8 protein-coding genes are annotated in these 11,085 nt (G+C 43.2%); 7 read left to right on the top strand and 1 reads right to left on the bottom strand.

Going from position 1 to position 11,085, the window contains the following annotated elements:
- Positions 1-38 precede the first annotated feature (38 nt).
- The gene (gene ettA / locus BCG07_RS19505) at positions 39-1,712 is read right to left on the bottom strand and encodes an energy-dependent translational throttle protein EttA (RefSeq protein ID WP_006791482.1); all 1,674 of its coding nucleotides are present in this window, start codon (positions 1,710-1,712) and stop codon (positions 39-41) included.
- Positions 1,713-1,888: 176 nt separating this feature from the next.
- On the opposite strand from ettA, the gene BCG07_RS19500 reads away from it, so the two are divergent.
- From BCG07_RS19500 to BCG07_RS19470, 7 genes are all read left to right on the top strand, one after another.
- Complete coding sequence (locus BCG07_RS19500) at positions 1,889-3,190, top strand: M24 family metallopeptidase (protein WP_286891638.1); 1,302 nt, start codon at positions 1,889-1,891, stop codon at positions 3,188-3,190.
- A 175-nt stretch (positions 3,191-3,365) separates the two neighbouring features.
- Entirely contained in the window at positions 3,366-4,313 is a 948-nt protein-coding gene (gene metA, locus BCG07_RS19495) for a homoserine O-acetyltransferase MetA (protein ID WP_006791480.1), read from the top strand.
- Complete coding sequence (locus tag BCG07_RS19490; protein WP_286891636.1) at positions 4,303-5,373, top strand: homocysteine S-methyltransferase family protein; 1,071 nt, start codon at positions 4,303-4,305, stop codon at positions 5,371-5,373. Before metA ends, BCG07_RS19490 begins: the two co-directional genes overlap by 11 nt.
- Positions 5,374-5,381: 8 nt before the next feature.
- On the top strand, positions 5,382-8,012 hold the full coding sequence (metH, locus tag BCG07_RS19485) for a methionine synthase (RefSeq protein WP_286891634.1): 2,631 nt from the start codon (positions 5,382-5,384) through the stop codon (positions 8,010-8,012).
- 559 nt (positions 8,013-8,571) lie between these two features.
- Positions 8,572-9,267, top strand: coding sequence for an aspartate/glutamate racemase family protein (locus BCG07_RS19480; protein ID WP_286891632.1), 696 nt, complete (start codon positions 8,572-8,574; stop codon positions 9,265-9,267).
- Between the two features lie 195 nt (positions 9,268-9,462).
- Positions 9,463-9,960 (top strand): (2Fe-2S)-binding protein, encoded by a 498-nt coding sequence (locus BCG07_RS19475; RefSeq protein WP_024034278.1) that lies wholly within the window; start codon positions 9,463-9,465, stop codon positions 9,958-9,960.
- Positions 9,957-11,085: molybdopterin cofactor-binding domain-containing protein (locus tag BCG07_RS19470; protein ID WP_286891631.1), on the top strand; the 1,129-nt coding region annotated here is incomplete at its 3' end. The genes BCG07_RS19475 and BCG07_RS19470, both read left to right, overlap by 4 nt.

Here is an 11,085-nt window from a genome sequence, read left to right as displayed (position 1 = left end):
AAAGCAGGGTTTTAAAGGTATTTCAGTTAATTTAGCTATTAACCAATTTTTTTGTATTTTATACGCTTAGGTTGTGCAGCTTCTGCACCGTAGGTCTTTTTGAGCCACTCTTCGTATTCAGTATAGTTACCATCGAAAAAGTTAATTTGTCCTTCGTCGCGGTAATCTAAAATGTGCGTAGCAATACGGTCAAGGAACCAACGGTCATGCGATATACACATTACACAGCCTGGGAATTCTAAAATAGCATTCTCAAGTGCACGTAATGTTTCAACGTCCAAGTCATTGGTTGGCTCATCCAGTAGCACTACGTTACCACCGGCTTTTAATAATTTAGCAAGGTGTAAACGGTTACGCTCACCGCCCGATAAGTCTTTTACAAACTTTTGCTGATCGTTACCTTTAAAGTTAAAACGGCTAACGTAAGCACGGCTTGGGAATTCAAAGTTACCAATTTTTAAAACGTCTTGTCCGTCAGATATTTCTTGAAAAACTGTTTTGCTTTCGTCCATATCGTCGCGGAACTGATCAACCGTTGCTAGTTGTACGGTTTCACCAACGTTAACACTACCGCTATCTGGCTGCTCTTCGCCACTTAACATTTTAAATAGCGTAGATTTACCCGCGCCGTTAGCACCAATAATGCCCACAATAGCGCCTTTAGGCATTGTAAAGCTTAAGTCGTCTATTAATACGCGGTCGCCAAAGCTTTTACGTAAGTTAGTCACTTCTAATACTTGGTCGCCTAAACGTGGGCCAGGTGGAATAAATAGCTCGTTTGTTTCGTTACGTTTTTGGTAATCTGATTGTTGTAGCTCGCTAAACTGCGCCATACGCGCTTTAGACTTAGCCTGACGACCTTTAGGGTTTGAACGCACCCATTCAAGTTCTTGCGCAATTGATTTTTGACGTGCTTTTTCAGATTTTTGTTCTTGCTGTAAGCGCGCGTCTTTTTGTTCAAGCCAAGAAGAGTAGTTACCTTCCCATGGAATTCCTTCACCACGGTCAAGCTCTAATATCCAGCCAGCAACGTTATCAAGGAAGTAACGGTCATGCGTTACCGCCACAACAGTGCCTTCGTAGTCATGTAAGAAGCGCTCTAACCATGCAACCGACTCAGCATCTAAGTGGTTAGTTGGTTCATCAAGAATAAGCATATCTGGTTTTTCTAGTAACAAACGACAAATAGCAACACGGCGGCGTTCACCACCTGAAAGGTGCTCAATTTTAGCATCCCACTCAGGTAAGCGAAGTGCATCAGCAGCGCGCTCTAGTACGTTATCGATGTTATGGCCATCGTGCGCTTGAATAACTGCTTCTAATTCACCTTGTTCTTTAGCCAGTGCGTCAAAGTCAGCACCTTCCATTGCGTACTCGTTGTAAACCTCGTCAAGGCGATTAAGGGCGTGTTTTACTTCGCCAACAGCTTCTTCAACTATTTCTCGTACTGTTTTGCTTTCGTCTAGTACTGGCTCTTGTGGTAAGTAACCAATTTTAGTACCAGGCTGAGGACGTGCCTCACCTTCAAAGTCTTGGTCAACACCGGCCATAATACGTAGCAATGATGATTTACCAGAACCATTTAAACCAAGCACACCAATTTTGGCGCCAGGAAAAAAGTGCAACGAAATATCTTTTAAAATTGTACGCTTAGGCGGCACAACTTTAGATACTCGACTCATCGAGAAAATAAACTTATCAGGTAAAACCATGGAGGAAAGCCTTCAAATAATAATAAAAATTTTAATGTTGTATTGTAGTTGTTGAGAGGTGAAACAGTCAACGAATGGCGGGTGGGAATATATCTTTATCGTTTTATCTCGTTAAATGTATAGTTTTATTTGGGTGTGCTAACGTATTTAAACCATAGTAAAAATAAGAAAAACCCATGACTATACAAAAAGTAATAACAATGTTGGCTTTGCTTACGTTATTTACCACAAACCCCAAAGCTAACGCAGTCGATTCTCCTTGGCCCGAAATAAGAAAACAAAGAATAAATAAACTCCTGCCAAACGCTTTAAAAGCAGCTAAGGTAGATGCTTGGCTTATTGTTTGTAGAGAAAATAACAACGACCCATTGGCTGACCATGTTGGCTGTGAAAACGCAGGTTCGCCAGCGGCATATTTATTTTATTTTAATAAAGGGGCGTTTCATTCGGTAGCCTACTCACCTTCAAGCGAAGCAAAAGCACTCGACGAGCTAAACATACATGAAAAAGTGATCTCGGTGCCACGCAGTGTGTCTGCGTTAAAATACGCGGCTGAGTTTATAAAAAAACAACCCTTTGAGCGTATAGCAATAAATGTCTCTGATCTTAATGCACAGGCAGATGGGTTATCGCACTCGCAATACAAGCAATTAACTAACTTATTAGGCGCAAAGCAAACAGCAAAGCTCGTATCTTCCGAAGAAGTCGTTTATCAATGGCTTTCAATTAAGTTACCTGCTGAAGTTGAAATAATGAAAGAGGCCGCAATGCTTTCAGCAACGTGGCAAATAGAGGCTTATAAAACTATTATTCCGGGTAAAACCACCGATGCCGATGTAGCTAAATTTTTAAAAGCTAAAATGAAAGCACGAGGTGTAACCGATGCATGGGCTGCCGATCAAAATCCTAACGTAAATTCAGGTCCCGATCGCGGGCATTCGCATTCTACAAATAAAGTCATTATGCCGGGCGACGTAATTCAAATTGATTTTGGCGTAAAGCTCTTCAATCGCTGGGTAAGTGACATTCAGCGTTTTGCTTATGTACTTAAAGAAGGGGAAACCTCTGCACCAGCCAACATTCAGCAATATTGGATTAATGCCCGAGATAGCGGTTTTGCCGCATTTAATGCAATGAAACCCGGCGTAAAGGGTATAGACGTGGATCAAGCTCAAACCGTATTAATGAATAAATACAACTCAGAGCCTGTGCCATGGAGTACCGGCCATCCAGTTGGGTATGTTGCACACGATACCGGGCCCAATTTAGGTGGCTCTCGCAGTGCCCAAGTAAGGCCTGCTGCTCATCGTAAACTTAAAGAGGGAATGGTGTTTGCTTTTGATGGCTTTTTTAGTTGGCCTTTAAACAACACCGAGTTTAAAACCATTTCTGTTGAAGAAATGGCTGTAATTACCAAAAACGGCGCTGAGTATTTAATTCCCCCTCAGCAAAATTTAATATTAGTGGGCAATAATTAGTTCATTATTTTAAATGCAGTGAGTTAAGCCTCTTTTTAAGGGGGTGACTCATTGCTTGCCACATACTTAAGTAATAATGAATAAATTTCATTTAGACATCTATACATCTAGAGGTTGATATTTTTTGCTTTCAGTTCATAATTAGCACGAGTTTTTATGAGTAGGAGTTAAAAATATGCCAATTACCGTAAAGGATGAGCTTCCAGCCATTGCACGTTTGCGCCAAGAAAACGTATTCGTCATGCCAAAAAGCCGTGCAAAAACGCAAGAAATCCGCCCAATGCGTTTGGCTATATTAAACTTAATGCCTAATAAAGTAGAAACCGAAGTGCAGTTTATTCGTTTACTTGCAAATTCTCCTTTGCAAGTAAACGTAGAGCTGCTGCGCCTAGACACTCACCGCAGCAGTAATAACTCAGAAGAACACCTAGATACCTTTTACCGCTATTTTTCAGAGGTAAAAAATAACAATTACGATGCGCTTATTGTTACAGGCGCACCGCTTGCGCATTTAGAGTATGAAGATGTTGCCTACTGGGAAGAGCTTAAAGTCATTATTGATTGGGCAGAGCAACACGTTACCTCTACGTTGTTTTCGTGTTGGGCGGCTCATGCAGCGCTATTCCATAGCTACAATTTAAAGCGCGACTTAAAACCCAATAAGCTGTGTGGCGTATTTACTCACCAATGCCATTTTAAACACGGGGCATTAACCCGCGGTTTTGATGATACCTTTTTAGTACCACACTCACGTTATGGGCACATTGATATAAAAAAAATAAATGCGTGTGATGATCTCGTTGTATTAGCAGGCTCTGAACGAGTGGGTGCTTACTTATTAAAGAACAAATCGGGTAGCCAAGTATTTATAACAGGCCACCCAGAATACGATGCCGACACCCTAAAAGGGGAGTACGAGCGTGATTTACAAAAAAGCCCAGATGCGCCAAAACCTGAAAACTATTTTCCCGATGATGATGCAAGCAAGCAACCGTCAAAAACGTGGCAAAGCCATGCTTTTTTACTTTTTTCGAACTGGTTAAATTACTACGTGTATCAGACCACACCGTATGATATTAATTTAGTTAGCCAAGATGTGAGGACTAACAACTATGCCGAATAATACAGCCGCCAACAAACAAGCCGAACTAAGTGAAGCGCTTAAAGAGCGCATTTTAATTTTAGACGGCGCTATGGGCACTATGATCCAAACTCATAAACTTGAAGAAGAAGACTACCGAGGCGAGCGTTTTAAAGATTGGCACGTGCTAATAAAAGGCAATAACGATTTATTAAGCCTCACCAAACCCGAGCTAATAACCGATATACACCGCGGCTTTTTAACTGCCGGTGCAGATATTATTGAAACCAATACCTTTAACTCAACCACCATTTCGATGGAAGATTACGACATGGCAAGCATAAGCCGTGAGGTAAACTTAGAGTCGGCAAAACTCGCGCGTGCTATATGTGACGAGTTCACCGCTATAAATCCAGAAAAACCACGCTATGTAGCGGGGGTTTTAGGGCCAACATCTAAAACCTGTTCTATCTCGCCAGATGTAAACGACCCAGGTTACCGTAACGTAACGTTTGATAAGCTGGTTACTGCGTATGTAGAGTCTACCCTTGCATTAATGGAAGGTGGCGCTGATTTAATACTTATTGAAACCATATTTGACACCCTAAATGCAAAAGCCGCCTCATTCGCAGTAGAAGAAGCCTTTGAGCAAGCCGAGCGCACATTACCCGTAATGATCTCGGGCACAATTACCGATGCCTCAGGGCGTACCCTTTCGGGGCAAACAACCGAAGCATTTTATAACTCTATTCGCCATATTAAGCCTATTTCAATTGGTCTTAACTGTGCCCTTGGGCCAGATTTACTGCGCCAATACGTAGAAGAGCTTTCGCGGGTATGCGAAACATTTACCTCAGTGCACCCCAATGCCGGTTTGCCTAACGAATTTGGTGAGTACGACCTAGAGGCTCCTGAAATGGCTGCCGAGATTATAGATTGGGGCAAATCGGGCTTTATTAATATTGTGGGTGGTTGCTGTGGTACAACGCCTGAGCATATTCGTGCGTTTGCTAAAGGGCTTGAAGGGGTTAAACCTCGCGCATTGCCAGAGCTTGATGTTCGTATGCGTTTATCAGGCCTTGAAGCCTGTAACTTAAACTAGGAGCCAACATGACCCAGCAAATTGCAGTATTTACCAATGTTGGCGAGCGTACCAACGTCACTGGTTCTGCCATGTTTAAACGCTTAATCATGGAAGAAGATTACGAGACCGCCCTGAATGTTGCCCGCGAGCAAGTAGAAAACGGCGCCCAGGTTATTGATATCAACATGGACGAAGCCATGCTGGACTCAAAAGCGGCCATGGTGAAGTTTTTAAACTTAATTGCCTCAGAGCCTGATATTTCTAAAGTGCCTATTATGGTCGACTCTTCTAAATGGGAAGTAATAGAAGCAGGCCTTAAATGTATTCAAGGCAAGGCTATTGTTAACTCAATATCGCTTAAAGAAGGGGAGGAGCCGTTTAAACACCAAGCTAAAATTATTAAACGTTTTGGTGCAGCTGCTGTTGTTATGGCGTTTGATACCGACGGCCAAGCCGACACCGCAGACCGTAAATACGAAATATGTGCACGCAGCTACAAAATATTAGTAGAAGAGATTGGCTTCCCGCCAGAAGACATTATTTTTGACCCTAATATATTTGCCGTGGCCACCGGTATAGAAGAGCACGACAACTACGCAGTAGAATTTATAGAAGGCACACGCCGCATTAAGCAAAACTTACCGCACTGTAAAGTGTCGGGCGGGGTGTCTAATGTATCGTTTTCGTTTAGGGGTAATAACCCTGTACGCGAGGCCATTCACTCGGTGTTTTTATACCACGCGATAAAAGCGGGTATGGATATGGGGATTGTAAACGCAGGCCAGCTTGCGGTTTACGACGATATCCCCGAGGAACTTCGAAAAGCCGTAGAAGACGTAATACTTAACACCGACCCCGGTGCAGGTGAGCGTTTAGTAGAGCTTGCACCTAAATATTCAGGTATGGCACAAGCTGAGCGGGTAGAAGACTTAGAATGGCGCACATGGCCTGTTGAAAAACGCCTAGAGCACGCCCTTGTAAAAGGCATTACTACTTTTATAGATGAGGATACCGAAGAATGCCGCGCAGCTGCCGATAAACCTATTCACGTAATTGAAGGGCCATTAATGGATGGCATGAACGTGGTAGGGGATTTATTTGGCGCAGGTAAAATGTTTTTACCGCAAGTTGTTAAATCAGCCCGTGTAATGAAACGAGCAGTGGCCTACCTAGACCCATACATAGAAGCTGAAAAAGAAGAAGGTGCCACTAACGGTAAAGTGGTTATGGCCACCGTAAAAGGGGACGTGCACGACATAGGTAAAAACATTGTAGGCGTAGTACTGCAATGTAATAACTACGAAGTAATCGACTTAGGTGTAATGGTACCTGCCGAAAAAATACTGCAAACAGCGATTGACGAAAAAGCCGACATAATCGGCCTTTCGGGCTTAATTACCCCATCGCTTGACGAAATGGTACACGTAGCCAAAGAAATGACCCGCCGAGGTTTTGAACTCCCACTTATGATTGGCGGCGCAACGACCTCTAAAGCGCATACTGCAGTTAAAATTGAGCCACAGTACGATAAAGGCGTAGTGTACGTAAATAACGCCAGCCGAGCAGTGGGCGTAGTATCAAGCTTGTTATCTAAAGAGCTAAAACCTGCCTTTTTAGAAAAAACAAAAGCCGAGTACGTAAAAGTACGCGAGCAACAAGCGCGCAAAAAGCCGCGCTCAAAGCCAGTTACCATTCAGCGCGCCCGCGATAATGCTGCACAGCTTGATTGGGATAACTACACGCCACCAGTACCTAAAAAGCTGGGCGTGACTGAGTTTAAAAATGTATCAATAGCCACGTTGCGTAAGTATATAGATTGGACCCCATACTTTATGACGTGGTCAATCGCTGGTAAATACCCGCGCATAATGGACGATGAAGTCGTTGGTGAGCAAGCACGTAGCTTATTTAAAGACGCTAACGACATGCTCGATGACCTCGAAAAGTCAGGTACTTTGCAACCTTTAGGTGTAATTGGTTTATTCCCAGCAAATCGCGTGGGTGATGACATAGAAATTTACACCGATGAAACCCGCAAAGAGCTATTAACTACTTCGTGCCATTTACGCCAGCAAACTGAAAAAACCGACTTTGCTAACTATTGTTTAGCCGACTACATTGCGCCAAAAGGTACACCTGATTACTTTGGCGCGTTTGCAGTAACGGGCGGTTTAGAAGAAGACGACTTAGCCAATGCGTTTGACGCACAGCAAGACGACTACAATAAAATAATGATAAAAGCGGTTGCCGATAGGCTCGCAGAAGCCTTTGCCGAATACCTGCACGAACAAGTACGTAAAGAGTATTGGGGTTATGCACCCGATGAAAACCTCGGTAACGATGAGCTAATTCGCGAAAACTACCAAGGTATTCGCCCAGCGCCAGGTTACCCAGCGTGCCCAGAGCACACCGAGAAAAAGAAAATTTGGCAGTTACTCGATACCGAAAAACGCATTGGCATGCAGCTAACTAGTTCGTACGCCATGTGGCCAGGTGCTGCTGTTTCAGGTTGGTACTTCTCACACCCAGAGGCAAAATACTACGCCGTAGCCGCTGTACAAAAGGATCAGGTAGAAGACTACGCCAAGCGAACTAATATGACGCTCGCAGAGGCCGAAAGGTGGCTATCGCCTAATTTGGGGTATGAGCCAGAGTAAAAGAGCAGCGGTTAGTTTTTAGCTGTCAGCTATCAGTAAAAAAAAAAACGAGCCAAAATAGGCTCGTTTTTCTATTGTAGGAACTTAGTAGTTTACAAATAGTTTGTTTAGTGAAATATTAATCGATGTATAAACTCCCGTGCTAGGCGGAACTAACCACAATAATTACAATGGTTAAGCTATCAGTCTTTTTTAAAAAAGGATTTACATGAAGAAAAAAACTTCAAACTTAGTTGTTATATTTTTATCTGCATTCATTACATCGTTTGTTAGTCGCTATTTAACTGACTCAATAATAAACCTAAAAGACCTACCTTTTTATTTAGAGTTTTTTCTTTTCCTAGCTATTTATTTAGTAATTTATTTCCCACTAAATTGTGTATTCGAAAAATTCGTTGTTAAGTCAACACCTCATAGTTAGAAAAACAGCAAGGCAGAATAAAATATAATGAGTCAGGGGAGCGCTATACAAGACTTTACAGGTATTTTAGCTTATTGTTTTGTCGTATAGCTGTGTAGCAATTGGCTTGGTCTTAAACACTTTAAACAAGGCAATTTTATGAAAACGATTGGCATGCTTGGTGGTATGAGTTGGGAGTCAACCACTAGTTATTACAAAGCGTTAAACCTGGGCGTAAAAGATGCGCTGGGCGGGCTGCATAGTGCCAAAATTTGTATGGTGAGTGTTGATTTTGCAGAAATTGAAACGCTGCAGCACCAAGGTGATTGGCCACAAACAGCTAAGTTACTTACCGAGGCGGCTAAATCGGTAGAGGCTGGAGGGGCTGATTTTTTACTTATTTGCACCAATACCATGCACAAAGTGGCTGACCATATCGCCAGTAATATTAGTATTCCTATTTTACATATCGCTGACGCAACCGCAGATCAGTTAAAACACGATAAAATAACGCGAGTAGGGTTGTTGGGCACGCAATTTACAATGGAGCAAAGCTTTTACAAAGGGCGGTTAACCAATAAGCATAACATTGAAGTGTTAATACCCGAGCCTAATGAGCGAGCGCGTGTTCACGACATAATTTACAATCAGTTATGCCAAGGTATTATTAATGATGAAGCCCGAGCTGAGTTTATAAATATTATTGAGCGTATGTTTGAAAAAGGTGCACAGGCTATTGTTTTAGGCTGTACTGAAATTGCCTTATTGGTAGAGCCGCAACATACAACGGTGCCCCTTTACGATACCACCCAAATTCATGCACAGGCCGCGGTTAAATTAGCACTAACTAAATAACTGACATTTAGTTTATACATAAAACCGCCATAGGGCGGTTTTATGTTTAGCGATTTACCAAAGCTTATTAAAGCCACTTACCGATAAAAAGTTCAATAAACCAATCCTAAGTGGTAGGCTAAAAAAGTAGCAATTATTCAAACCGTTCTCGCGCAACAAGGCATTCCTTTAAAGCGCTTTGCCAAGGAGTTAAATATGATCACGCTTACCGTTAATGGTAATAAACATGAGTTTACAGGCGATCCGTCAACGCCGGTGCTTTGGTATCTTCGAGATGAATTAAATTTAACAGGGCCTAAGTTTGGCTGTGGTATGGCGCAGTGTGGTGCGTGCACCATACATATTGATGGCGTAGCGCAGCGCTCGTGCATATTACCGGTATCGGCTGTGGCAGGGCGTGCTATTACCTCTATTGAAGGGTTAAGTGAGCAAGGCGACCACCCCGTGCAAAAAGCCTGGGTCGAGCATAAAGTGCCGCAATGTGGGTTTTGTCAGTGCGGGCAAATAATGCAAGCGGCAAGCTTATTAGCCGCTAACCCCAACCCAACTGATGATGAAATAGTGAGTAATATGTCGGGCAATATTTGTCGTTGTGGCACGTATCCGCGTATTCATAAAGCGATTAAGTCGGCGGCTAAAACCATTGCGGGCGTTGAGTATTTTGACCCAAATGAACAAGGGGAAGAGGTATGAAAAACGACAATACGTACTTTGACCTAAACCGTCGCCAATTTTTAAAAACCAGCGCAATAGGCGCATTAGTATTAGGCACTTATTTTGTAGGCAGTGCACCAAGAGCGTTTGCTGGCGTGTTAGAGCAACCCTCTGAGCAAGCAAAGCGCGCTAACTTATTTATAGCTCTGTGCCCTGATGGCATGGTTGAAATAACCTGCCACCGCTCTGAAATGGGCCAACAAATTCGTACCGCCATTGCCCAAATTGTGGCAGACGAAATGGAAGCTGCATGGGATAAAGTCGTTGTTATTCAAGGTAAGGGCGACCCTAAATATGGGGATCAAAATACCGATGGCTCGCGCAGTATTCGCTACAACATGCAACGCCTGCGCGAAATGGGCGCAAGCGTACGTTATATGATGCAGCACGCAGCCGCTAAGTATTGGAAGGTTGACCCACAAACCTGTACAGCTAATCAGCACGTGGTTACCCACAGCTCGGGTAAAACGCTGGCTTATAAAGATTTAATTGACCTCGCGCTTGGCATTACCCCGCCAGAGCCAGACAAGTTAACACTCAAAACACGTAAAGAATGGCGCTATATAAATACCGGTATGGCGCACATAGATTTAACCGATTTAGTAACCGGTAAAGCCACATTTGCTGCTGATGTTCGCGAGCCAAAAGCGCTGGTGGCTATTATTGAGCGCCCGCCGGTAGTAGGTGGTGTGGTTAAATCGTTTGATGCCAGCGCCGCTAAAGCAATTAATGGCGTAGTTGATGTTATTGAAATGCCTGTACCAAAAGGCGCGCCTCAATTTCAGCCAAAAGGCGGCATTGCTATTGTTGCTAAAAATACCTGGGCTGCATGGCAGGCGCGTAAAGCACTAAACGTGGTGTGGGATGATGGTAAAAATGGCGATTATAATTCAGAGAGCTTTAAAAAGTCGTTACTGCAAACAGTGAATGAGCCGCAAGCGCATGTGCGCGAAAAAGGCGATACCACCAGCGTATTGGCTAAATCGAGCAATAAATTAGTTGCCGACTATTACGCGCCGCACTTAAATCAAGCACCTATGGAGCCACCTTGCGCCACGGCAATGTACAATAAAGACAGTGTAGATATTTGGGCTGCAACGCAAA

The sequence above is a fragment of the Pseudoalteromonas sp. ESRF-bin5 genome (assembly GCF_002632075.1).
In the GTDB taxonomy this organism is placed as follows: domain Bacteria; phylum Pseudomonadota; class Gammaproteobacteria; order Enterobacterales; family Alteromonadaceae; genus Pseudoalteromonas; species Pseudoalteromonas marina.
Note: the sequence above shows the minus strand (reverse complement) of the source record. Positions and strands in the feature narration are given on the sequence as shown.

Bases quoted from the DNA above. Each gene is read 5' to 3' on its own strand.
- ettA (WP_006791482.1), bottom strand. From the start codon at position 1,712: ATGGTTTTACCTGATAAGTTTATTTTCTCGATGAGTCGAGTATCTAAA.
- BCG07_RS19500 (WP_286891638.1), top strand. From the start codon at position 1,889: ATGACTATACAAAAAGTAATAACAATGTTGGCTTTGCTTACGTTATTT.
- metA (WP_006791480.1), top strand. From the start codon at position 3,366: ATGCCAATTACCGTAAAGGATGAGCTTCCAGCCATTGCACGTTTGCGC.
- BCG07_RS19490 (WP_286891636.1), top strand. From the start codon at position 4,303: ATGCCGAATAATACAGCCGCCAACAAACAAGCCGAACTAAGTGAAGCG.
- metH (WP_286891634.1), top strand. From the start codon at position 5,382: ATGACCCAGCAAATTGCAGTATTTACCAATGTTGGCGAGCGTACCAAC.
- BCG07_RS19480 (WP_286891632.1), top strand. From the start codon at position 8,572: ATGAAAACGATTGGCATGCTTGGTGGTATGAGTTGGGAGTCAACCACT.
- BCG07_RS19475 (WP_024034278.1), top strand. From the start codon at position 9,463: ATGATCACGCTTACCGTTAATGGTAATAAACATGAGTTTACAGGCGAT.